The 24,721-nt window shown below is 74.2% G+C and carries 14 protein-coding genes; 1 reads left to right on the top strand and 13 read right to left on the bottom strand.

Annotation, left to right across the window (positions count from 1 at the left end; genetic code table 11):
- Position 1: 1 nt before the first annotated feature.
- The 9 genes from ATJ88_RS18695 to ATJ88_RS03900 all read right to left on the bottom strand — a co-directional run bounded on the left by ATJ88_RS18695 (position 2) and on the right by ATJ88_RS03900 (position 17,418).
- Positions 2-1,717 carry an FHA domain-containing protein gene (locus ATJ88_RS18695; protein WP_098462705.1) on the bottom strand — a complete coding sequence of 572 codons (1,716 nt, stop codon included), beginning with the start codon at positions 1,715-1,717 and terminating at the stop codon, positions 2-4.
- Complete coding sequence (locus ATJ88_RS03935; protein WP_098462704.1) at positions 1,714-2,547, bottom strand: PP2C family protein-serine/threonine phosphatase; 834 nt, start codon at positions 2,545-2,547, stop codon at positions 1,714-1,716. The genes ATJ88_RS18695 and ATJ88_RS03935 overlap by 4 nt, the downstream gene beginning before the upstream one ends.
- Complete coding sequence (locus ATJ88_RS03930) at positions 2,544-4,082, bottom strand: RDD family protein (RefSeq protein WP_098462703.1); 1,539 nt, start codon at positions 4,080-4,082, stop codon at positions 2,544-2,546. Before ATJ88_RS03930 ends, ATJ88_RS03935 begins: the two co-directional genes overlap by 4 nt.
- Entirely contained in the window at positions 4,079-6,613 is a 2,535-nt protein-coding gene (locus ATJ88_RS03925; RefSeq protein ID WP_098462702.1) for a transglutaminase-like domain-containing protein, read from the bottom strand. Before ATJ88_RS03925 ends, ATJ88_RS03930 begins: the two co-directional genes overlap by 4 nt.
- Positions 6,606-7,952 carry a DUF58 domain-containing protein gene (locus ATJ88_RS03920; protein ID WP_098462701.1) on the bottom strand — a complete coding sequence of 449 codons (1,347 nt, stop codon included), beginning with the start codon at positions 7,950-7,952 and terminating at the stop codon, positions 6,606-6,608. The genes ATJ88_RS03925 and ATJ88_RS03920 overlap by 8 nt, the downstream gene beginning before the upstream one ends.
- A 46-nt stretch (positions 7,953-7,998) precedes the next feature.
- Positions 7,999-8,973, bottom strand: coding sequence for an AAA family ATPase (locus ATJ88_RS03915; protein WP_098462700.1), 975 nt, complete (start codon positions 8,971-8,973; stop codon positions 7,999-8,001).
- Positions 8,974-9,034: 61 nt separating this feature from the next.
- Positions 9,035-15,163: an Ig-like domain-containing protein gene (locus ATJ88_RS03910; RefSeq protein WP_245852110.1), complete on the bottom strand. Its 6,129-nt coding sequence runs from the start codon at positions 15,161-15,163 to the stop codon at positions 9,035-9,037.
- An 84-nt stretch (positions 15,164-15,247) separates the two neighbouring features.
- Entirely contained in the window at positions 15,248-15,856 is a 609-nt protein-coding gene (locus ATJ88_RS03905) for a hypothetical protein (protein ID WP_141538608.1), read from the bottom strand.
- A 158-nt stretch (positions 15,857-16,014) separates the two neighbouring features.
- A complete protein-coding gene (locus ATJ88_RS03900; protein ID WP_098462698.1) occupies positions 16,015-17,418 on the bottom strand; it encodes an FAD-dependent oxidoreductase in 1,404 nt (467 codons plus the stop codon).
- A gap of 297 nt (positions 17,419-17,715) precedes the next feature.
- Between ATJ88_RS03900 and ATJ88_RS03895 the strand changes: the two genes are divergently transcribed.
- Positions 17,716-18,291, top strand: coding sequence for a prepilin peptidase (locus ATJ88_RS03895; RefSeq protein ID WP_098462697.1), 576 nt, complete (start codon positions 17,716-17,718; stop codon positions 18,289-18,291).
- Between the two features lie 45 nt (positions 18,292-18,336).
- Here the strand turns inward: ATJ88_RS03895 and ATJ88_RS03890 are convergent, their stop codons facing one another.
- The 4 genes from ATJ88_RS03890 to nuoL all read right to left on the bottom strand — a co-directional run bounded on the left by ATJ88_RS03890 (position 18,337) and on the right by nuoL (position 24,712).
- Positions 18,337-19,320 (bottom strand): polyprenyl synthetase family protein, encoded by a 984-nt coding sequence (locus ATJ88_RS03890; RefSeq protein WP_098465103.1) that lies wholly within the window; start codon positions 19,318-19,320, stop codon positions 18,337-18,339.
- A gap of 119 nt (positions 19,321-19,439) precedes the next feature.
- Positions 19,440-21,140, bottom strand: coding sequence for an NADH-quinone oxidoreductase subunit NuoN (gene nuoN, locus ATJ88_RS03885; RefSeq protein ID WP_098462696.1), 1,701 nt, complete (start codon positions 21,138-21,140; stop codon positions 19,440-19,442).
- Positions 21,137-22,741: an NADH-quinone oxidoreductase subunit M gene (locus tag ATJ88_RS03880; RefSeq protein ID WP_098462695.1), complete on the bottom strand. Its 1,605-nt coding sequence runs from the start codon at positions 22,739-22,741 to the stop codon at positions 21,137-21,139. Before ATJ88_RS03880 ends, nuoN begins: the two co-directional genes overlap by 4 nt.
- Positions 22,742-22,756: 15 nt before the next feature.
- On the bottom strand, positions 22,757-24,712 hold the full coding sequence (gene nuoL / locus ATJ88_RS03875; protein WP_098462694.1) for an NADH-quinone oxidoreductase subunit L: 1,956 nt from the start codon (positions 24,710-24,712) through the stop codon (positions 22,757-22,759).
- Between the last annotated feature and the right edge of the window lie 9 nt (positions 24,713-24,721).

Raw genomic sequence — 24,721 nt, 5'->3', positions numbered from 1 at the left:
CTCAGAGGATCCCTTCGAACGTCAGGGTCACGCCGTCGCCGAGGTCGACGACGTCACCCGCCACCACGAGGACCGGCTCACCGGGGTGCAGGCGCAGGGGCGGCTGGCCCGAGCGCAGCAGCGTGGTCCCGTTGGTCGTGTTCATGTCGCCGACCAGCACGTGCCAGCCCTCCAGCCGCACCTCGAGGTGCGAGCGGGAGATGTCCTGCTGCGGGCTGGGCACGGTGACCAGCCGTGGCAGGTCGTCGCCGGTGACGCGCGGCGAGCGCGGGCGACGGCCCACGACGACCGGGCGGTCGAGCGCGACCCGCGGCCCGTCCGACACCGCCAGCGTGCCCAGCGAGGGCCGCGCCACCTGACGGGCCTCGCCGAGCAGCGGCTGGTCGCACGTCGCGCAGGTGTCCCGCTGGGGCGGGTTCGGGTGCCCGAGCGGGCACTCGCGGGCGAGGATCGTGGGGCGGGCCGGGGGCGGCGTGGCCGCGAACGCAGGGCCGGGCGGCACCGCGCCGATCCGGGGGACCGGGGTCCCGGGGACGCCGGTGAGGAGCGGGCCCGGGGCAGGGGCCGTGGCGCGCAGGTCCGCGATGGCGGACGACAGCACGGTGCTCCCGTCGATCTCGTCCTCGAACCCGGCCGGCCCCGGCGGCGCGGGCACCGGCGCGGCGGGCAGGGCGGGGTCGGGGGCCGGCGGTGCCGGTAGATCGGCAGCCGGCGCAGCGGTCGGAGCGGGGGACGACGCGGCGTCCTCCTCCTCGTTCTCCTCCGGCGGACGGACCGCGGCGTCCTCGACGCCGCGCATCACCGTGGAGCCCCACAGGTGGCCGAATCCCGTGGTCTCCTCCGGCGGTGCCTCCGCCGGGACGTCCGGGGCGCCCCCCGGCGCGTCGGACGGGCTCGCGGACGGACCGTCCGACCCGGTGGGCGTCGCAGGGTCCGGCGTCGACGCCGACCACGACGGCAGGGGCGCGAACGTCGCCTCGGGCGCGATGGTGGCCTCCGGCGCGATGGTCGCCTCCGGCGCGATCGTGGCCTCGGCGTCGGCCGGGTCGGACGGCACCCCGCTCACCGGCGCGTCACCGGACGCGAGCCAGGGCCGGACCGGCGGCACCGGTGCGGACGTCGACGACCCGGGACCCGGGCCAGGCGGCGCAGGGACCGGAGACGCGGCGGACGACGCCGACGACGGCCGGTGGCGCGGCTCCGCCTCCCACGGCTCGGCGCTCGGGACCGGCCGCGGCGCCGCGGCGGCGGGCGCGGCGGAGTCCGTCAGGCGCACGCCCACCGACGCGGCCAGCACCACGCCGTCGCCCAGGGGCAGGCCCCGGGCGTCGACCAGGTCCTCGCGCGACTCGGTCACGCCGACCTGCACGGCCAGGTCCACGACGTCGTCGAACACCCGCTCCGCCCAGGTCGTCACACCGTCGCCGGACACGTGCTCGCGGCCGTCCTCGCGGGCGATCGTCACGGAGGCACCGCCCCGGGCCGCGACCTGCACGCGGCGCCCGTCGGTGACCGCCATCGCGAAGGGCGGGAGCGACGCGAGGGACGCCCCGAACGACCCCGTGAGGACCTCCAGGACCGCGACGACGCCGGTCCGCTCGCCGAGGACCGTCCACAGCTCGTCCACGAGCTCGGGCGTCACCTTCTCCGGCAGCAGCACCACGGCGCCGCCCCGCACGACGACGTACGCCGGCCCCATCACGTAGCGGGCGGTCATGTCAGCGTCTCCCTCCACGCCGCCGTGCGCGGCACCGTGTCCTCGTCGTCCCGCAGGTCGCGCGCGTCCCGCGGCGCCGTGCTCTCCAGGTCGTCGGCCAGCCCGGTCGCGTCCACCACGAGCACGGTGATGTTGTCCCGGCCGCCCGCGGCCAGCGCCTCGGCCACGAGCCGCTCGGCGGCGGTCTGCGGGTCGGGCTGCGTGAGCAGCAGGACGGCGATTCGCTCGTCCGTCAGCTCGCCCGTCAGCCCGTCGGAGCAGACCAGCAGGCGGTCGCCCGCGTGGACGGGCAGGAACCAGTAGTCCGCGTCCGGCGTCTCCGGGGCGCCCAGCGCTCGCGTGACGACGTGCCGGCGGGGGTGCGTCAGCGCCTCGGCCCGGGTGATCTCGCCCGCGTCGACGAGCTCCTGCACCTCGGAGTGGTCGACGCTCACCTGCTCGAGCTCGCCGTCGGCGAGGCGGTACGTGCGCGAGTCGCCCATGTTGACGACGAGCCAGTACGGCTCGCCGCCCTGCTCGGTGAGGACCACCCCCGACAGGGTGGTGCCGGCACCACGGCCGGGCGCGGTCTCGATGCCCCGCACGGCGTGGTGCGCGGCCCGGACCAGGACCCGGACCGCGTCGACGCCGACGATCGGGGCGTCCTGCAGCGGTCGCAGGGCGTCCACCGCGGCCGCGCTGGCCACCTCGCCCGCGTCGTGGCCGCCCATGCCGTCCGCGACGAAGAACACCGAGCCGCCGGCGAGGAACGAGTCCTCGTTGAGCGTGCGCCGGGCCCCCCGGTGCGTCGCCGCGCCCCAGAGCAGGCCGAGGTTCACCTCGACGCTCATGCGCCGGCGTCCGCCCCGAGCACGGTGAGACGACGCTCCCCGAGCTGCACGGTCCAGCCGGCCGTGACCGTCGCCGGCGTACCGGGCGCGAGCTCACGCACCGTGCCGTCCGGCGCGATGAGCGCGCTGCCGTTCGTCGACCGCAGGTCGGACACGGTCAGGCCGTCGGCCGTGGGCAGCAGCTCCAGGTGCGTCTTGGACACCGAACGGGTCGTGTCCTCCAGCCGCACGAGCTCGGCCGCGGCTCCGGTGTCCTGCTGCGGGTTGCGGCCGACGAGGGTGCGCCGGGCCACGTGCACGCGGCGCTCGGTGTCGAGCTGCACCACGATGCGCGGCGGCGTGCCGGTGCCGCCGACGCCGCGGTGCGACGAGACGCTGAACCGGGTCTGCTCGAGGTCGTCGTCCAGGCCGTCCGTCGCCGGGGCCGGGGAGGCCACGGACGCCACGGGGACGGGCGCCGGGGCGGCGGGGACCGGGGTGGACGGTGCGGACGGTGCGGGTGCCGGCGACGCCGCCACGCGGTCGGGCGCGCCGATCACCGTCGGGGCGTCGACGACGCCCGGCGCGGCGGGTGCGGCCGAGGCCGGGGTCGGGGCGCCGGACGGCGCCGACGAGCCCGGCACGCCGGTGATGACGCCGCCGGTGGCCCGGTCTCCCGCCGGGAACCCCCACGGGTCCGAGGCGGTCGCGGCGGGCGCGAAGCCCTGCGGCCCGTTCGTCGGACCGGAGGGCGCGGCCACCGGGGCGGGGGCGGGTCCACCGACGGGCACCGGCGCGGGGTGGACCGCCGACGGCGGTCCCGCGGTGGCGCTCGCCGGGGCGAACGTCCGCGGCGGCACGCCCCGGACGTCCTGCACCACGGCACGCGACGCCTTGTCGTGCCAGCCCTGCCGGCGGCCCGAGGAGTCGAAGTTCGGCGACACCAGCACCAGGACCGTGCCGACCAGCGGCACGGAGCCGCACAGGGACAGCACCAGCCAGCGCAGCAGCCCCCGACCCGCGCCGATCGGTCCGCCGTCGACCGCGGACACCGTGCGCAGGCCGAGCAGCCGACCGCCGATCGTGCGGCCGGTCAGGCCGTCCGCCAGGGCGAGGCCCAGCCAGCCGAGGAGGCTCACCAGCCCCAGCGCGCCGTAGACCACGACCAGCGTCCCGAGCAGCTCCGTGCTCGCCGCCTCCGCGCCCAGCGGGGTCGTCACCTCGGCCAGCGCGGCGTACTGCTCCGGCAGGCCGGTCGCGAGACCCACGACGACGGCCACGACGAGACCGACCAGCGAGACCGCCAGGAGGTCGAGCAGGTAGGCGCCCGCGCGGCGGCCGGTGCCCGCGAGCGGGACCTGCTGCGCCGCGGCGCCCGCCCGCAGCATGCCGACCGCGCCGTACCGGGTCTGCTCGCGCATCTCCGGCTCCGTCGTCGCGTCGGTCCGCTCGTCCGGTCCCGGATAGCCCGCGGGTGCCCCCAGCGCCGTCCCGCACACCGTGCAGAACCGGCCGGCCTGGCCCTGGGCACCGCACGCGGTGCACGTCGTCGTCATCGATCCTCCTGCTGCTGCGCACGCTGCTTGCGGCGACGCGTGCGGGCCATCCTGTCACGCACCCGCGCCGTCAGGGCACCGGCCCCGCGCCCGACGGCGCGCGGCCCGGCCGTCAGCGCGGACCACGCGGCGGCGCGCAGCGGCGGGGCGTCCGCGCCGCGCACCGAGCGCAGCGAGAACCGGGCCCGGACGCGGCGCCCCCACGGCACCGAGCGCTGCATGTCCCGCACCGCCGTGTCGACGTCCGCCCAGTAGGCGGCCGTCTCCGCGTCCGTCGGGGTGCCGGCGCCGAACACGACCTGGTCCGCCCGGTGGGCGAGCGCCGTCGTGGTGGGACCGGCGGCCGAGGTGGCGGGCTGCTCGGCGAGCAGGCGTGCGCTCTCGCGCCGGGTCGCGGCCCCCGGGACCACGGCCCCGAGGTCGGTCGCGGTGTCCAGCACCTCACGCCAGCCACCGCTGACACGGTCGACGGCGACCGGGGCGGACCGGCGGCGGCGCAGACGGCGCGCCTTGAACAGCAGGATCGCGAGCAGCGGCGCCGCGAGCACCAGCAGCGGGACGCCGACCGTCACCACGACGATCGCGACCTGCCGCCAGTCGACGGACTCCGCCTCGTCGTCGTCCTTGTCCTCGTCCTCGACCTCGCCGGCGTCCGCCTGCGGCGGCTCCTCCGGCGTCTCCGGATCCTCCAGGACCGGCGGCTTGGGGACCTGCCGCGAGCGGGGCAGCGGCTCGACCTTGTTGTCCTCGTCCGGCACCACGTCGAACGGCACCCAGCCGTACCCCTCGAAGGGCACCTCGACCCAGGCGTGCACGTCGGCACCCGTCACGACGTACGGCGTGCCGGGCTCCCACTCGCGGTCGTCCGGGTAGAAGCCCATGACGACGCGCGCCGGGATGCCGGCCTGCCGGGCGAGCAGCGCGAGCGCGGTGGCGAACTGCTCGTCGTCGCCCACCATCTCGTCCTGGGACAGCAGCGCGTCGATGCGGGCGGCCGAGTGGCCGGGCAGCGAGTGCGGCTGGTTGTCGAGGCCGCTGGAGTAGATGCCGGTCGCCACCAGGACGTCGCGGATGTTCGTGAGCTGCTCGAACGGGTCGGTCGCCTCCGCGGCGAACTGCGCCGCCTTCGCGGGCACGGCGTCCGCGACGTCCTTCGCCGTGGGCAGGTCGACGTCCTCGATCGGCACCGTCGCGAGGTCCTCCTCGGCCGGCGGCGTCGTGACGATCGCGTCGAGCTCGTACGTGTCGCCCGGGCGCAGACCGGTCGTGACCAGCCCGGTGCCGGAGGCCCCGTTGTAGTAGGTCGCGGCCTGGAGCGCCTCGGCGCGCTCGCCGGTGAACCGGATGCCGGCGAGCTCACCGACGTCGGGCAGCCACACGTCGTCGTAGCCCGCGACCTCGACCTCGACGACGCTGCGGGTGCCCGCGGCGACGGTGTCGATGACCTCGCCGGCCCGGTTGAACACGCCGGAGGCGCCGCCGCTGGCGACGTCGTAGACGGTCCCGGCGTAGTCGTCGAGGGTGGCGAGCCGTACGCGGGCGCCCTCCGGCATCCCGGTGACGGTGAACAGCGTCGTGTCGGCCTGGTCCTTGGTGTAGCCGCGGAAGGCCACCAGCGGGCTCGTGTACTGGTGCAGGTCCAGCGGCGGGGTGACGACCTCGCGCAGCACGACGCGTTCCTCGCCCGCGACGGTGGCCGGGGCGACGAGCACGGCGACGACCCCGCCGAGCGCCAGCATGACCGCGCCGCCGCGGACCCGCTGCGCGCGCAGTCGCCGGGTGGCGTCACGGCTGGCGTCCGACAGCAGACGGTTCGCCTCCATGCGCGTCTCGACGGCCCGCCACGACGCCCACAGCAGGCCCACGACGCCGACGACGAGGCCCTGGACGAGCGGGCGGGCGGGCAGGATCGTGCCGAGCAGCGCGACACCGGCGAACGCGACGGCCACCGGCAGCAGCGCCCACGCCGCCTGCCGGGCCCGCCACGCCAGGGTGCCGGCCAGCACGCCGGTGACGGTCATGAGCAGGTACGGCACGACCGCGAGCTCGGGGAACGAGGACAGCGGCGGCACGGTGGTGACGAACGCCTTCCACCCGCGCACCGACTCCACGGCGAGGACCTGCCACGTCTCCGGGGTGGGGACGACGCCCGCGACGGTCGTGCCCGGCAGCGCGAGCGCACCGCCGAGGACGAAGAACGCGACCACCGTGGCACCCGCGGTGAGCAGCACGGGCCAGCGCAGCGCCGCCGCCGTCCAGGCGACGGCGAGCCCGACCGCGGCGCCGCCGAGGGCGGGCAGCAGATAGCCGGTGGTCCCCCACGCCGGGCCGAAGCCGAGCGCGACGACGCCCAGCATCGCGGCGAGCACGACACCGTCGACGACACCGCCGAGGGTGAGCGCCCGGGGCCGGTCGCCGGGTCGGCGACGGGCCCGCGTGGTCCCGGCCCGCACCGAGGTGCGCGACGTCCCGCCGGTGCGCCCGGTCGAGCCCGTGCCCTCCGCCGGAGGGGTCGGCCGCGGGTCAGTCATGGATCCTCCGCAGGGCGTGGGGCAGGTCGGCGAGCTCGCCGAGCGTGAGCACCTGCATGTCGGCGACGCGGCCGCGGCTCACGGAGCTGCCGGGCGCGCAGCGCAGGGCCACGAGCCGGGCGTCCACGGGCAGCCGGACGGCGGCGGCGCGCAGGTCGGTGGGCGTCACGGTGCTGCCGACGAGCACGGCGACGACGGAGGCGTCGGTCGCGGACACGGACGCGGCCCGCGCGACCTCGGTCAGGCTGGTCCGTGCCGGGGACAGCTCGAGCCGGGTGAGATCGTCGAGCAGGCGCGTGCGGTGGTCGCCGCGGACCCGGCCCGCCTGGACCATGACGGCCAGGCCGCCGTCCTCGCGGATCGCCTGGAGCCCGAGGGATCCGCACACCGACACCGCGAGCTCGAACTCGTCGGGGTCGGCGTAGTCGTCGCTGCGGGTCGACAGGATGACGGCCAGCCGGGACCGACGCGTCTCCTCGAACTGACGCACCATGAGCTGGCCCGTGCGCGCCGTCGACTTCCAGTGGATGTGGCGGCGGTCGTCGCCCGGCACGTAGTCGCGCAGGGCGTGGAACGACACGTCGGAGTCGGAGATGTCGGGGGTGACACGACCCTCGAGGTCGTGCAGCAGCCCGGTGGACGAGCCGGACAGGGGCGTGGTGCGCGGGTGGACGAACAGCTCCTCCGGCTCCGTCCACTGCAGCTCGCGCCGCAGCAGACCGAGGGGGTCGGCGCGCACGGACCGCACCGGGCCCAGGGGGATCACGGCGCGACGGTGGGTCGGCACCGCGAAGATCTCCTCGTGCTCGGCGTCGGGGCGCAGGCGCGGCACCGGGAACGACGCCATGCCCTGCCCGACCTGGAGCTCCATCACCGCCGGGAGCATCGGGCGCGACGACCCGTTGCGGACCAGCAGACGGCCGACCGCACGGTCCCCCACGACGACGCGGCGCGACGCGACGTCCAGCGTCACCTCGTAGCGCAGCCGCCCGAGCACGAACACGACCGCGGCCAGCAGGGCCACGGTCGCGGTGACGGCGACCAGCGCCCACTCCTCCCAGTGCAGCACCAGCCCGGCCACCCACGCGCCGGCGGTGAGCACCAGCACGGACCAGCCCAGCGGGGAGACGACGCCCAGCACCGGTCCGGCGTGCCGGCGCGCCGCGGCCAGCGCGGCCTGCGCCGACGCCGCGACGGGCGCCAGCGCGGCCCCCGCCCGGCGTCGGCCCGACGGGCGCGGCTCCGGCTGCGGCGCGGCCGGCGGTGCCGGGGGTGCGACGACGTCGGGCTCCGCCGTCTCAGGGGCGGTCGTCGCCTCCGGCGCGGTGGTGGTGGTCATGGCTGCTCCGGTGAAGGGATGGTGCGGTGCGGTCGGCGGTCCGGCCTCAGGCGGTGCGGCGCTCCTGCGGCGCGGCCACGTCCGACAGCAGGCGCGCCACGACCGTCTCCGCCGTGGCACCGGCGAACTCCGCCTCGGGGTCCAGCACGAGACGGTGCGCCCACGTCGGCAGGAGCAGGTCCTTCACGTCGTCGGGCAGCACGTAGTTGCGGCCGTGGGCGGCGGCCCACACCTTGACGCAGCGCACCAGGGCGAGCGCACCGCGGACGGACACGCCGACGTGGACGTCGGCGGCCTGCCGCGACTCCTCCGCGAGGCGGGACACGTACTCGAGGATCGCCGGGTCCACGTGCGTGGAGGCCGCCAGGGACGCCATCTCGACGACGGCCTGGCCGGTGATCACCGGCTGGAGGGCCGAGCTGCGGTCGCGCACCGCGGAACCCGCGAGGATCTCCACCGTCGAGACCAGGTCCGGGTAGCCGATCGACGTCTTCATGAGGAAGCGGTCGAGCTGCGCCTCGGGCAGCTTGTAGGTGCCCGCCTGCTCGATGGGGTTCTGCGTCGCGATCACCATGAACGGCTCGCCCACCGAGTGGGTGACGCCGTCGACCGTGACCTGGCCCTCCTCCATGACCTCCAGGAGCGCCGACTGCGTCTTCGGCGAGGCGCGGTTGATCTCGTCCGCCAGCACGATGCTCGCGAAGATCGGGCCCTTGTGGAAGTCGAAGCGGCCCGACTTCTGGTCGTAGATCGTCACGCCCGTGACGTCGGACGGCAGGAGGTCCGGCGTGAACTGGATGCGGTGGTTCGTGCCCTGCACGCTCGCCGCCATCGCCCGGGCGAGCGACGTCTTGCCCGTGCCCGGGGCGTCCTCCAGCAGGAGGTGACCCTCGGCCAGCATGCACGTCAGCGCGAGCCGGATCTGGTCGTCCTTGCCGAGGAGCGCCTGGGCGACGTTGCCGACGATGCGGTCGAACGTCTGGGCGAACCAGGCGGCCTGCTCGGGGGTCATCGTGCTCATCGGTGGGTTCTCCAGGTCGTGGTTCTCAGGGGTGTGCGCGGGGCGGTGCCGGGGGCCGAGGTCATCGCGGCCAGGCCCGCTTCTCGAAGGTCCAGCTCTTGCCGTCGACCGTCGCCCAGACGTTGGCGCCGTTCATGATGCCGACGACGCAGTACAGGTCCGCGTACCCGCCGGAAGCGAGGTAGGCGGTCTGGGTCGAGAAGTTGCTGGGCCCGTTCCGGTCGTTCCAGCAGCGGAAGCTGTACGTCCCGGACGGGACGTCGGCGTTGGAGTGGACGCGCACCCGGGTGCAGTTGTTCGTGTCGCAGCCGCTCACCTTGAAGACGATGCCCGAGTCCGAGGTCCAGATCCTCGGGTCCGGCGGGGCGTCGGTGCTGCCGGAGGCCGAGCGCCAGGCGGAGCAGCCGGCGTCGTTGCAGGCCCGCGCCTGCAGCGTGTACGACTTGCCGTACCCGCCGCTGACGCCGACGTTGCCGGTGCCCGTGCCGGACTTCGACTCCGACCCGGACATGCTCCAGTGGACCGTCCCGGACTGGCCGTTCCAGCTCCCCGGACCGCTCACGGTGAAGCGACCGTCCGTGGCCGAGGTCTTCGTCCAGCTCACGCTCGGCGCGCTCGGTGCGGAGAACGGCTTGACCGCGTTGGACGCGGGGCTCGCGTCCGACGTGCCGCCCGCGTTCGTGGCGGTCACCGTGAAGGTGACGTTCTGGCCGTCCGGCAGGCTGGTGAACTTCACGCTGCGGCCCCCCGTCGTGGTGGTCCGCGAACCGTTCGACGCGGTCACGGTGTACCCCGTGATCGGCGAGCCGTTCCCGTCCGCGGCGGCCCAGGTCACCACGACGTCACCGGCGTCGATCGACGCGCTGGGCGCCGACGGCGTCAACGGGCGACCGTACGGCGTGACCCCTGCGGAGCGCGCGCTCGTGGCGCCCCAGCCCGCCTTGTTGTTCGCCTTGACGTCGAACGTGTAGGTCGACTTGGTGTCCAGCCCGGTGAAGGCGTAGCTGGTCGACGACGTCTCGACCGTCTGCACCTTGCTGCCGCCGGCGTAGACGTCGACCGAGTACGCCTTGATCGCGTCACCGTTGTTGTACGGCGCGGTCCACGACACGTTGACCTGCCCGCCCAGCGGCGTGTCGACGCGCGTGGCGGTCGGGGCCGCCGGGGCGTCGGGCACGCCCGCCGGGATCTCGGAGGCGGACCAGGCACCCCACTCCGAGGGGTCCGGCGCCAGGTTCTCGGCCTGCACGCGGATCTTGTAGGCGGTGCCGTTCTGCAGGCCCTCCCACACGATCCGGTTGCCCGTGAGACCCACCTTCTGCGTCTCGCCCGACGGCAGGGCCGGGGAGATCTCGAGGTTGACGGCCTGGATCGGCGACCGGTCGGTGTAGGTCGCGTTCTCCCACGTCACCTCGAGCGACTTGTCGCCGAAGACGAGCGTCGGGGCGGCCGGCGGGTCCGGCTTCTCGTCGGGGCGCGCCTCGGCCGACGCCGGCGACGCCTTCGAGTCGCCGACCTCGTTGGTCGCGACCACGGTGAACGTGTAGGTGACGTTGTTCGTCAGGCCGTCCAGCGTGCACGTGGTCGTCGCGCACTGGAACGTGTCGCCCTGGCTGGAGGTCACCGTGTACCCGGTGATCTCCGCACCGTTGTTGACCGGCGGGGTCCACGACAGCACGACCGTCTCGGAGCGCACCTCCTCGACCAGCGGCGCGGCCGGGGCCTCCGGCACGCCGAGGACGGTGAGGGTGATGCGGCCCTCGACCTGGCGGTCCGGGTCCTTGGTGACGTCCTGGATCCGGTACACCACGACCATCGTGCCGACGAAGCTCGCGCCGGGGCTGACGACGACCGTGTCGGCACCGTCGAAGGTCGCCTCGCCGACGCCGGTCTCGACGTTGGTGCCGACGATCTCCAGGCCCTCCGGCGCGAACGGGTCGACGTCGTTCTCCAGGACCGGCACCGTCACGGCGACGCCCTGGTGGGCGCCCTCGACGGTGTCGGGGTTGGCGCGCGGCAGCGGCCGCGTCGAGGCGGCCACTTCGACCGCGATCGTGCCGTCCACCGGCGGGTTCACGCCGTCGGACACGGTGAACGGGATGGAGAAGGAGGAGCCCTTGCTGATCTCCGGGGCCGCCTGGACCGAGACGACGTCGCCCGTGACGGAGGCCGACAGCCCCTCGGGCACGGACCCGAGCGCGAACGACAGCACGTCCTCGGGGTTCGGGTCGGTCGCGTAGCGCGACAGGTCGACGCTGCTCTCCTCGCCCGCGGCCACCTGACCGGACGGTGAGCCCGGCTCCGGCGGCAGGTTCTCCGGCGGCAGGACGTTGATCGGCACCTGGACGAGCGCGGTGCGCGACTCGCCGTCGGCGTCCTCCAGCCCGTCGGTCACCTGCACGCTCACGGCGGCCGGACCCACGTAGTCGGGGTCGGACACGAACGTCAGGTGCTGGGCGTCGACGATGTCGGCCTTGCCGGCCACGGCGCTGACGCTGCCCGCGTCGGAGATCGCGACGGTGCCGCCCTCGGCGACCACGACGGCGTCGGTGAGGTCGATCTTCAGGGTCTCCCCGGACAGGACCTCGAGGGCGACGAACCCGTCCTTGAGGCGCGGCGCCGGGCCGAGGTCCTCCGGCTCGTCGGCGGCCTGCGCCTCCGCCCGGTGGAGCGGCGGCACCTGGAGGAACGCCTTCGCGCTCAGGCCGTCCTGGTCGGTCACGGTGTAGGTGAGGAGCTGGCGCTCGTCGGTCAGGGTGACCGTGACGACGCCGTCGGCGTCCACGACCGCCTGCGGGGAGTCGACGGTGACGGTCAGCTCGTCGGCCGAGCCGTCCGGGTCCTCGTCGTTCTCCAGCGCGACGATCGACACCTCGGTCGTCGTCGGCGTGACCGCGTCGGGCAGCACGACGTCGTCGCGCGCCACGGGTGCCAGCAGGGGCGCGTCCTCGGCCACCTGGACGGACACGGTGCCCATGGCCCGCGCGCCCCAGGAGTCCTCGACGGCGTAGTAGAAGCTGTAGGTGCCCTCGTCGCCCGGGGTCTCCAGGACGATCCGGTCCTGCGACACCTCGGGGTCGAGCGGGGGCTCCGCCTCGAGGGCGCCCGGCACGAGGCCGATCTGGTCGCCGTCGGGGTCGGAGTCGTTGCGCAGCGCGGGCACCGCGACCCGGCGCTCGGGGCGCACGGTCACGGAGTCGTCCTCGACCACGGGCGGGTGGTTCTTCGTCGACGGCGCCGCGATGCCGATGCGGATCGTGCCCACGGCGGTCTCGCCGCGGGAGTCCTGCACCGCGTAGGTCAGGGTGTCCTGGCCGGACGTGCCGCGCGTCGCGCGGAAGTCGACGTAGCGACCCTCGACGATCTGCGCGAGACCCTTCGTGGGCGGGCGGACCAGGTTGACCAGGCGCACCGAGTCGCCGTCGGGGTCGATGCCGTCGAGCGGCACCCGCACGCGGACGGTGCCGCCGGAGATCACGCGCGCCTCGACGTCGTGCGGCACGGGCGCCGCGTTGTCCTCGCCGCCGCGGATGTGGATCGTCACCTGGGCGGAGTCCTCCTGCCCGTTGGCGTCCGACACCTTGTAGATCGCGTAGGCGGTGCCGTCCTCGGCGCCCGCGCGGAAGCGCAGCATGTCCTCCGCGACGAACACCTCGCCGAGCGACGGGTCGACGCCCTGCTCCAGCTCGTCGTCGAGGATCAGCTCGAGGCCGTCCGGGTGGGTGTCGTTCGCCAGCACCGGGATGTTGACGTAGTCGCCCGTGTGGACGGTGACCTCGTCGGGCGAGGCGTGCGGCGGCTGGAGCTTCTCCGGCGCGGGGACCGGGAGGATCCGCACCTGACCGGTCGCGGACTCCTCGCCGTTCGTCACCGTGTACTCCATGACGACCGGCTCGGAGATGCGCCGGGACTCCGTCACCTTGAGCATCTGGTGGCCGAGCACCGCCACCGTCACGCCGGCGTCGTCGGGCACCTCGACGGACTGCACGACGAGCACGCGGCCCGCCGGGTCGACGTCGTTCGCGAGGACGTCGACCAGCGTCGAGCCGCCCGCCGGGAGCAGCCCCGTGTCGGCCACGACCACCGGCGGCCCCGCGGCGTCGTCCGGGTCCAGGACGTCCACCCGGACCACGCCCGTGGTCGAGCTCGGGCCGTCGGACACCTGGTAGAGGATGTCGTACGACCGTGGCTCGGACGCCACGAACGTGAACGTGCCGGCGTCGTAGTTCGGCGTGATCTCCGCCGGGGCGGCCTCGCTCACGGACGCGAGCCGCAGCGTGTCGCCGTTCGGGTCGGAGTCGTTCTTCAGCGGCTCCACCGTCACCGGCTCGCCGGCGGGCACGACCACGTGGTCGCCCACGGCGATCGGCGGCTCCGGGGTGTCCCCGATGACGTCGACCCACAGCGTGCCCTCGACCGCGTCGCCCTGGCCGTCGACCACGACGAGGTCCACCTTCTTGCGGCCCGTGGCCGACCCGTCGTCCTGGAACTCGACCAGCCCGTCCGGGTAGGCGCGCACCTCGTCGCCCTTGACGGTCGAGGAGGCGGTGGCCAGGTAGGCGTCGTCGCCGTCCGGGTCACGGAAGAACGGCAGGACGCGGATGTCCGCGGACCCGCCCTGCTGCACCTTGAGCACCGGCTCGCCGGTCTGCTCGGGCGCCGAGTTCTCCTCCCACGGCACGACCTTCACCGCGACCTCGGCCGTGTCCTCGCCGCCGCGGCCGTCGCTCACGGTGTACCGGAAGCTCGCACGGCCGGTCGCGTCCTGAGGCACCACCGCCTGGAGCGCCTTGCCGCCCAGCACCTCCTGGATCGTCATGTCGTCCGGCTGGTCGCCGTCGAACGACGCCGTGATGACGTCCCCGTCGGGGTCGAGGTCGTTCGCGAGGACGTCGAGCACCGTCGCGCGCCCGGGGCGCACGCCGAACCGGTCGTCGTTGGCCTCGGGCGGGTCCTGCCGCTCGCGGTCGACGATCGTGTTGTCGACCAGCTCGGGCGTGTCGTCGTCCGCGTTCTCGTCCTCGCCGTCGCCCTCCTCGGGTCGCTGGACCTCCCAGTCGTCGACCTTCTCGTACTCGTCGAGCGCCATCCACAGGGTGCCCGCCGACAGGTCGTTGAGCACCACGGCGTTGCGGTTGACGCGGTACTCCAGGCGCGTGTCGGCGTCGATGCCGTCCAGCGTGCGGTCGAGGTCGGCGTCCGTGCCGGCGCAGTCGCGCAGGATCTGGCCCGTGCCGGACCACGCGCCGTAGAGGCAGCCGCCGAGCTGCACCGGGGCCGCCGGGGTGCCCGACGCGCGCCGCGTCGTGGCGCTCCCGCCGTCCAGCGGCTGCATCACCAGGGCGGACACGGTGGCGTAGGCGACGGCGTCGGTGTCCCGGCCGGGCTGCTGCAGGCGCGCGCCCTGCGCGTCGGGCACGGTGACGACGTCACCGCCGGGCAGCCGCAGCCGCGCACCGGTGCGGTCCAGGACGACCACGTCGTCGCCGACGGTCGTCAGCACGACGTCGTCGCCCGCGGCGAGGAGGCCGTCCAGCTCGGTCGAGGCGGGGTCCTCGCCGGGCGCGAACGTCCACAGGGTGTCGGTCTCGGGCACGACCGCGAACGCCGTGCCGCCCGGGGAGACGACGATCTTCGCGGCGGCGTCGAGCTCGACCGTGGGGTCGGTCTCCGTCGCGTCGAACCCGGGCAGGCGCTCGACCGTGGTGGTCCACAGCCGTCCGTCCTCCGGGTCGAGGATCGCGACGTGGCCGCCGCCGGACGCGACCGCCGCGCCGGCGGGCAGGAGGGTGGTGGACGCGTACTTGAGGCGGGCGACGTCGACGACGCTCACCGAGCTGTTGCCGCCGTCGGCGACGAGGACGTCCCCGGCCTGCTGCTGCACGTCGAACGACGCGCTGCCCGCCAGGAGGGTGCCGTCGAGCGCCTTGGCCTCGGTGTTGAAGCGGCCGACGAGCCCCGAGGACTCCTTGGTCACCCACACGCCGGAGTCGTCGAGGTCGACGGATGCCGTGGCCTCGCCGTCGTAGAGCATCGCCGCGACGGCGACACCGCCGGAGAACGCCAGGACGACCGCCGTCGAGATGCTGGTCCGACGGTCCGCGCGAAGGCGCGTCAGTATGCTCACTTCTCCCCCGAGGTGGTGGCGCGCCGTGACGTTCGCGTCGTCGACGGCGAGGTCCGCGCGCACAGGATATCCATGCCCGGGTCAAACGGTAGAGGGTGTTCCGTCCCGCGGACATGGGCAGTTCTCCCCATGCGTCTCACCCCGGGGTCACCCGGGGGCGCCGTGGTGGCCGTGCGGTGCGGCGCCCGAGAGCTCGGCCACCGCACGGTCGACGTCGCCGGCGACCATGCCGGCCGCCGCGCGCAACGGCCGGTAGGCGGGGACGAGGACGACGGCGGCGAGCCCGTCGTGGGCCCACACGGCCGGGACCTCCCGGTTGCCGTACACGGCGCCGTTGGCGGTCACGCCGCCGGCCGTGCGCTGCACCACCCAGCGCGGCCCGGTGTCCTTGCGGCCCCACACCTCCAGCTCGGTGGGCGTCACCACGACGGCGAGCGGGCTGCCGCCCATCGGCAGCCACCCGCGCCCCGACGCACCCTGGTGCCGGGCGATGTCGGGCATCTCCGCCGTCGTGAAGCCCGGGACGACCACCGCCCCCGGGCGGAACCGGGCGGCGTTCGCGGCGCACGCGGCGACGCGTCGCGTGACGACGGCGAGCGTGACCGCGACGATCACCAGCACCACCAGCAGCGCGATCCAGAGCGTCGCGGCGTCCGACCGGCCCGCCCGCAGGTCGACGGTGAGCCGCACGGCCGACCAGAGCGCGATCACCACCAGCACCACGACGTACAGCGTGCGCTTGCTCGATGCGTTCACAGGGAGGACCTCTCCGTCGGCGGCGGGACCGACCCGGACCATACCGCAGCGGTCCGCGGCCCCGACCGGCGCCGTCCACAGGTCCCGGGACGACGACGGGCCGGGACAGGACTCGCGTCCCGTCCCGGCCCGTCATGGCCGTGGCGCTGCTGCGGCGGTCAGCCGCGACCCTTGGCGACGTCGATCATCTCGTCGCGCGGCACGACCTTGATCCGCTCGCGGCCCGCCGCCTCGCCCAGGCCGATCTCGTGGGCGTCCAGGACGCTGAACTCGTCCCAGGTGACGACGTCGACGCCACGCTCGGCCAGGAAGTCGACGATCTGCTGCGGGTCGCCGTGCGGGGCCGTGCGGCCGCCCGTCAGGTCACCCGGCTCGTCGGAGTCGGCCGAGGCTCCGGTGACGTCCTCGACGAGGTGGCGCACCGTCTCCGACGCGTCCGACTTGGTGTGGCCGATGAGGCCGACGGGGCCGCGCTTGATCCAGCCGGTCGTGTAGACGCCCGGCAGGTGCTCGCCGTCGAGGTCGACCACCCGGCCCTCGCGGTTGGAGATGACACCCTTGAGGTCGTCGAAAGGGATCTCCGGCAGCGGGGACCCGAAGTAGCCGACGGCGCGGTAGACGGCCTGGACGGGCCAGTCGTGGTGCTCGCCCGTGCCCTTGACGGTGCCGTCGCCCTGGAGCGCGGTGCGCTCGGTGCGCAGCCCGACGACCTTGCCGTCCTCGCCGAGGACCTCGACCGGGGAGTGCAGGAAGTGCAGGTGGATGCGGCGCGACGCCGTCTGCTGCGACGGCTCGACGAGCGTCCAGTCGGTGAGGGTCTTGACGACCTGCTTGGTCTGGTTGGTCGCCTCGATGGCGGCCATCGAGCCCTCGTCGAAGTCGTAGTCCTCGGGGTACACGACGATGTCGACGTCCGGCACGTGGCCGAGCTCGCGCAGCTCCAGCGGGGAGAACTTCACCTGGGCCGGGCCGCGGCGCGCGAACACGTGGACGTCGGTGACGGGCGAGGCCTCGAGACCGGCCTGCACGTTCGCCGGGATCTCCGTGACCAGGAGGTCCTTCGGGTGCTTCGCGAGGATGCGCGCGACGTCGAGGGCGACGTTGCCGGCACCGAGCACCGCGACCTCCTTGGCCTCCAGCGGCCAGGTGCGCGGGACGTCGGGGTGGCCGTCGAACCAGGACACGAAGTCGGCGGCGCCGTAGGAGCCGTCGAGGTCGATGCCCGGGATCGGCAGGGCGGCGTCCTTGATGGCGCCGGTGGAGAAGATCACCGCGTCGTAGTACTGGCGGAGGTCCTCGAGCTTGAGGTCGACGCCGTAGTTGACGTTGGCGAGCAGGCGCACGTCGCCCTTGCTCAGCACCTTGTGCAGGGCGTTGATGATCGCCTTGATGCGCGGGTGGTCCGGCGCGACGCCGTAGCGGACCAGGCCGAACGGTGCGGGCAGCCGCTCGAAGAGGTCGATGCTGACGTCGAGGTCCGTCTTCGACAGGATGTCCGCGGCGTAGATGCCCGCGGGGCCCGCGCCGACGATCGCGACGCGCAGGGATCGGGTGCTGGTCACAGCCAGGTACGCCTTCCGGGTCGGGGCTTGCGTGAGGTTCGATTCTAGGAGGCATCCCTCGGGCGTAGGTGAGGTATACCTCACGCCAAGGCCTCAACAGTTCCAGGATGCCACAGACGTCTCGGGAACTGAACAGCCCGTCTCACCTGGCGAGCAGATGTGGTTCACCGAGGCGGTCACGGCCCTGCGGGGGCCTGTCGACGCCGCCGCCAGGGGTCCCCGCCCGGCGGCCGACGGGTCCGGGCAGCCTGTGGACGACCGCCCCGGACCCCTCGCGCCCCTGCGTAGCATCCCGGCATGCCGCCCCTGCTGCAGCGCGCCCGCGACGAGGTCGTCCCCCACCGTCGCGCCGTCACGTGGGGGCTCGTCCCCGTCGTCGCCTGGGCGATGTGGGTCGGCGGGGCGTCGTGGACCACGCCCGCGCTCGTCGTCGCCGCGGCCGCCGGCACGGCACTGTTCGTCGTGGACGTCCGCACCCACCGGCTGCCCGACGCCCTCACGCTGCCCGCCACCGTCACCGTCGGCGCGCTGCTCGCCCTCGCCGCGCTCGCCGCCGACGACGGCGCGGCCCTGGCACGGGCCCTCGCCGGAGCCGCCGCGCTCGGCGGCCTCTACCTCCTGCTGCACCTCGCGCACCGCCCCGGCCTCGGGCTCGGCGACGTCAAGCTCGCCCCGCTCGTCGGCCTGCTCGCCGCGTGGGCGGGCTGGACCGTGTGGTGGGCCGCCCTCGTGCTGCCGTTCGTCGTCGGCGGCGTCGTCGCCCTCGGGCTCGTCGTCGCGCGCCGCGCCACCCGGACCACGGCCATCGCCTTCGGCCCGTTCATGCTCGTCGGCACCGCGCTGGCGCTCACCGCCGCGCGGCTGGCCGCCTGACGGACCGGCCGTCAGGAGGCCGTGGCCGTCAGCAGGGCGCGGCCGTCAGACGGTGCGGTCGGCCAGCATCTCGGCGAGGTCGGCGAACGCCTGCTTGACCGGGCCGTCCGCCAGCGGGGCCAGCTCGGCCGCGGCCTCGCGGGCCCAGCGGTGCGCCAGCTCCCGGGTGCCGGCCAGCACCGCGTGCCCGCGCAGGTCCGCCACCACCGCGGCCAGCGCCGCGTCGTCGGACAGGTCGCCGTCGAGTCGCGCCAGCAGGTCGGCGTCGGCCGCCGTCCCCTCGCCCCGCTCCACGAGCCGCCGCAGCAGCAGCACCGGCATCGTGGGCACGTGCTCGCGCAGGTCCGTGCCCGGGGTCTTGCCGGACTCCGCGCCGCTGGAGGCCACGTCGAGGACGTCGTCGGCGAGCTGGAACGCCATGCCGACCTTCTCGCCGTACGCCGTCACGGCCTCCACGATCTCCGGCGGGCAGCCGCCGAACAGCGCACCGAGGCGTGCCGACGTCGCCAGCAGCGACGCCGTCTTGTCGCTCAGCACCTGCAGGTAGTGGTCCACCGGGTCCTCGCCGTCGCGCGGCCCGATCGTCTCGTGGAGCTGCCCCAGGCACATCCGCTCGAACGTGCGCGACTGGAGCACCACCGCCTCCGGGCCCAGGCCGGCCACGAGCGCGGACGCCCGGGCGAACAGCAGGTCACCCACGAGGATCGCGACCGTGTTGCCCCACACCGTGTGCGCCGACGGCGCCCCGCGCCGCACCGGCGCGGAGTCCATGACGTCGTCGTGGTACAGCGAGGCCACCTGCGTCAGCTCCACGACGACGGCGGCGTCGACCAGCTCGGGGACCGTGCCGTCGCCCAGCTCGCCGGCGAGCAGGGTCAGCAGCGGACGGAACCGCTTGCCGCCGGCGGCCACGAGGTGGCGGCCCGCGTCGTCGGCGAGCTGGTCGGCCGAACGCGTGGCCGCGTCGAGCGCGGCGTCGACCTGCGCCATCCGCTGCGCGATCCGGTCGGCCAGCTCCGGGTCCTGCATCGGGATGCCGGTCGGCAGGGTCGCGGCGGCCTGCGCCGGGACGTGGGAAGCACCTGTCACGGTCCGAACCTATCTGCCGACAGGCCCTCGGGCCGAACGGGACCCGCTGGACACTGCTCTCAGGGCCGGAAGTCGGCGGCGTGCGTCATCCAGTCCAGGACCGGTCCGGGCACCAGTCCCAGCGCCACGACGCCCACCACGCACAGCGCGATCGCGACCGCCGCCGGGCCGCGGGACGACACCACGACCACGCCGACCTGCGCGATCGCGGAACGGGTCGCGGTGAGGGTCCCCGTGGTCGTCCCGGCCTCCCCCGTGGACGACGTCGCCGCTCCCCCGGCGGCTCCGCCGACGTCCGCCTGGTCCTCGGCGGGCGGGGTGAGGACCATGAGGACGATGAGCCGCACGTAGAAGAACACGGCGACGACCGAGGCGAGCACGCCGATCACGGCCAACGGCCACGCGCCGGCGTCCACCGCCGCGGAGAAGGCGGAGAACTTCGCGATGAAGCCGGCCGTCAGCGGGATGCCCGCCATCGACAGCAGGAACAGGGAGAACGCCGCGGCGAGGAGCGGGGACCGGCGGCCCAGCCCGGCCCACTGCGACAGGTGGGTCGCCTCGCCGAGGACGTTGCCGGCCGCGTCGCGCTCCCGGACCAGCGTGACCACGGCGAACGCGCCGACGGTGGCCAGGCCGTACGCCAGGACGTAGAACAGGATGGCGCGCGCCCCGGTGACGGAGAACCCGACGGTGGCGACGAGCAGGAACCCGGCGTGCGCGATGGACGAGTACGCGAGCATCCGCTTGACGTCGGTCTGCACGGCACCGGCGACGGTGCCGACCAGCATGGTGAGGATCGCCACGACCCACAGCCCGGTGACGAGGTCGGCGCGGAGCTGCTCGTCGAGCCCGGCGGCGAGCGTGAACACGACCCGCACCAGGGCGCCCGCGGCCGCGGCCTTCACGCAGGCCGCCATGAAGCCCGTGATCGGGGTGGGGGCACCCTGGTAGACGTCCGGCGTCCACGTGTGGAAGGGCGCGGCACCGATCTTGAACAGCAGGCCCACGGTGACGAGCAGCACGCCCGCGATGACGAGCCCCGGCATGTCCGCGAGGACCGTCGAGTCCGGGTGCTGGAGCACGAACACGACCGTCTCCAGGCCGACCGAGGAGGCGAACCCGTACACCAGCGCGATGCCGAACAGCATGAGCGCGCTCGCGAACGAGCCGAGCAGGAAGTACTTGAACGCCGCCTCCTGGCTGAGCAGCCGGCGGCGTCGGGCCGTCGCGCACAGCACGTAGAGCGGCAGCGACATCATCTCGAGCGCGATGAACAGCACGATGAGGTTGTCGGTCGCGGGGAACAGCAGCATGCCGCCGGTGGCGAACAGCAGCAGCGGGTAGATCTCCGTCTGCTGCAGCCCGGCCTGGCGCGCGGCGTCCTCGTACGCGGTGCCGGGCACCGCCGCGGCGGTCGGCGCGAACGAGTCCTCCCCCGCGCCCGTGCGGTCCGCGATGACCAGCACGCCGAGGAACGCCAGCAGCGCCACGACCACCTGGATCCCGAGCGTGAACGGCGTGAGCAGGAACGTGCCGTCCACGACGAACGCCAGCCCGTCCGTGCTGACCCGGTCCCAGAGCAGCGCGACCGCCACCACCGTGCCGGCGAGCGCGGCGAGGGTGAGGACGAGCTGGGTGGTGCGGCGCGCCCGGGCGGGGACGAACGCCTCGACGAGGACCCCGACGACGCCCGCGGCGAGCACCACGAGGACGGGCGACAGGACGGACCAGTCGATCTCCGGTGCGACGAACTCGTTCACTGCTGGCTCCCCTCGGCCGCCCCGAGCACGGGCTGCGGATCGGTGGCACCGACGGTCTCGACGGAGACGGTGGCGGGTTCACGGACGTAGTCGAGCGCCGGTCCGGGGACGAGCCCGAGGACGACCAGCGCGGTCACCAGCACCCCGGCGACGACCTTCTCGCGGCGCCCGAGGTCGGGCACGCCCGCGATCTCGGCGCCCACCGCACCGGTGAACATGCGCTGGTAGGTGAGCAGGACGTAGACCGCGGCCAGGACGACGGCGGGCACGGCCACCAGCGCCGCGACGGGCCAGCGGCCGTACGCGCCGAGGAACACCATGACCTCGGACACGAACGTCGCCAGCCCCGGCAGGGCGAGCGCGGACAGCCCGGCCACCAGGAACGTGCCGCCCAGCAGCGGCGCGACGGTGCGCAGGCCGCCGAAGTCCGCGATCTCCTGGCTGCGGCGCGGGTGCCGCGCGATGGCGAACCCGGCGATGAGGAACAGGGCCGCCGTGGAGATCCCGTGGTTGAGCATCATGAAGCTGGACCCGGAGATGCCGAGCGACGTGAAGGTGAAGATGCCCAGGATGATGAACCCGAAGTGGGACACCGACGTGTAGCCGATGAGGCGCAGCACGTCGGACTGCCCGATCGCGAGGATCGCGCCGTAGAGGATCGAGATCACCGCCAGGACGACGACGAACGGCGCCGCCCAGCGGCTCGCCTCCGGGAACAGCGGCAGGCACAGGGTGAGCATCCCGAACGTGCCGACCTTGTCGAGCACGCAGATGAGCAGCGTGGACGTGCCGGGGGTGGCGTTCTGGGTGACGTCGGGCAGCCAGGTGTGGACGCCGAACATCGGGGCCTTGATCGCGAACGCGAGGAAGAACGCGCAGAACATGAGGCGTTCGGTCGTGGGGTCGAGCGGCAGCCCCGTCAGCGTGTCGGTGAGGAACGCGTCCGCGGGGCGGGTGCCCGTGGCGGCGTCGACCGGGACCTGGAGGTACAGGGCGACCACCGCGGCGAGCATGACGAGCCCGCCGCCGAGGGAGAACATGAGGAACTTGACCGCCGCGTACCGGCGCTGCGCCCCCTGCCCGAACCCGCCGATGAGGAAGTAGGCGGGGATGAGCATCGCCTCGAACACGACGTAGAAGAGGAACACGTCGCGCGCGGCGAAGACGAGCACCATGAAGCTCAGCAGCACCAGCACGGTCGCGAGGTAGCGCCGCAGCCGGGCCGCGTCACCGCCCTGCTCGTGCCAGGCCGCGAGGATCACCAGCGGCACCAGTCCGACGGACAGGGCCACGAGCAGCAGCCCCACCCCGTCGACCCCGACGGCGTAGCTCGCACCGAGCGCCGGGATCCAGGAGTAGGTCTCGGTGAGCTGGTGGGTGCCGGCCGTCGCGGTGTCGAACGCGAGGAACGCGCCCACCAGCAGCCCGACCTCGACCACCGCGCCCACGAGCGCCACCGTGCGGGCGGAGCCGGCGCTGAACCTCCCGCCGCCCGTCACGCCCGCCGCGGGTCGTCCGCGACCCACGCCGGTCAGCGCGGTCGCGAGCGCGGCCACGAGCGGCCAGACCGCCAGGGCCGTCAACCAGGGGAATGTCGACATCGAATGTTCCTCCGCTCAGCTCGCGCCCTGGGCCACGAGCCAGATCACCAGCACCACCACACCGAGGCCGCCCAGCGTCACCGCCGCGTACTGCCTCGGATATCCCGACTGCATCCCGCGCAGCGCCCGGCCGAACCGGCCGACCCCGCTGGCCAGGCCCAGCCACCCCGCGTCCACCGCCGTGCGGTCCGCGTACACCAGCGACCGGGTCAGCACCTGTCCGGGCAGCATCACCAGCGTCTCGTTGACGTCGTCCTGGTGGAGGTCCACCCGGGCAGCGCGCACCAGCGCGGGGGCCGCCGGCGGCTCGACGGGCACCGCGCGCGTCGCGAACTGCCAGAACGCGAGTGCGGCACCCACGACCACGAGGAGCAGCGTGAGCGTCATGATCAGCCAGATCGGCAGCACCGGCTCGTGATGCTCGGCGTGGCCCGTCACGGGCTCCAGCCAGGTCACGAACCGGTCCCCCGCGTTCAGCACGAACCCGAGCCCCACCGACCCGACGGCCAGCAGGATCATCGGCACCGTCATCAGCCACGGCGACTCGTGCGGGTGCCGCGTGACGACGTCGTCGCCGGTGCGACCGTCGTGACCCGTGCTCCAGCGCCGCCGGCCCGCGAACGTCAGGAAGAACAGCCGGGACATGTAGTAGGCGGTGATGCCCGCGCCCAGCAGGGCCGCGGTGCCGAACACCCAGGGCTCCCAGCCCTCGCCGACGAACGCCGACTCGATGATCTTGTCCTTGGAGTAGAAGCCGGAGAACGGCGGGACACCGAGGATCGCGAGCCAGCCGAGGCCCATCGTGATCGCCGTGACCGGCAGCAGGCGGGCCAGGCCGCCGAACCGCCGCATGTTCACGTCGTCGTCCATCGCGTGCATGACCGACCCGGCACCGAGGAACAGCCCCGCCTTGAAGAAGCCGTGCGTCACCAGGTGGAAGATCGCGAACGCGTACCCGACCGGGCCGAGGCCCGCGGCGAGCATCATGTACCCGATCTGCGACATCGTGGACGCCGCGAGCGCCTTCTTGATGTCGTCCTTCGCGCAGCCGACGATCGCCCCGAAGATCAGGGTCAGGGCGCCGACGATCGCGACGACGAGCTGCGCGTCGGGCGCGGCCTCGAGGATCGGGCCGGAGCGCACCAGCAGGTAGACGCCCGCGGTGACCATGGTGGCGGCGTGGATGAGCGCGGACACGGGCGTGGGGCCGGCCATCGCGTCCCCGAGCCAGGCCTGCAGCGGGAGCTGCGCGGACTTGCCGCACGCCGCGAGCAGGAGCAGCAGCCCGATCGCCGTCCATGTGCCCTCGGACAGCCCGGCACCCGGGACGGCGTCGGATGCCGTGTTCCCCAGCACGGTGGCGAAGTCGAGGGCGCCCACGTTGGCCAGCATGAGCATCATCGCGGCGAGCAGCCCCATGTCACCGACGCGGTTCATGACGAACGCCTTCTTGCCGGCGACCGCGTTGGGCAGGTGGTGGTCCCAGAACCCGATGAGCAGGAACGAGGCCAGACCCACGCCCTCCCAGCCGACGAACAGCAGCAGGTAGGAGTTGGCGAGCACCAGCAGCAGCATCGCCGCGACGAACAGGTTGAGGTAGGCGAAGAACCGGCGCCGGTCGCGATCGCCGCTCATGTACGCCACGGAGTAGACGTGGATGAGCGTCCCGACGAACGTCACCAGCATCACGAAGGTCATCGACAGGGGGTCCACCTGGAACCCGAGCGGCACCGAGAGCGGGCCGGCCTCGATCCACGTGCCCACCGTGTGGGTGGCGACCCGCTGCTCGGGGTCGACCCCCAGCATGGCCAGCACCACCACCAGGCCCAGCACGAACGTCGTCGCCGAGGCGAGCACGCCCAGCCAGTGGCCCCAGCGGTCGGTCCACCGGCCGAGGAGCAGCAGCAGCGCCGCGCCGATCAGCGGGGTGGCCACCAGCCAGGGCACCAGGGACAGCGTCTGCGTCGTCATCGTCGTCGG

This window comes from Isoptericola jiangsuensis (assembly GCF_002563715.1).
GTDB classification, from domain to species: Bacteria; Actinomycetota; Actinomycetes; order Actinomycetales; family Cellulomonadaceae; genus Isoptericola; species Isoptericola jiangsuensis.
This window is presented reverse-complemented; position numbering and strand designations above follow the sequence as displayed.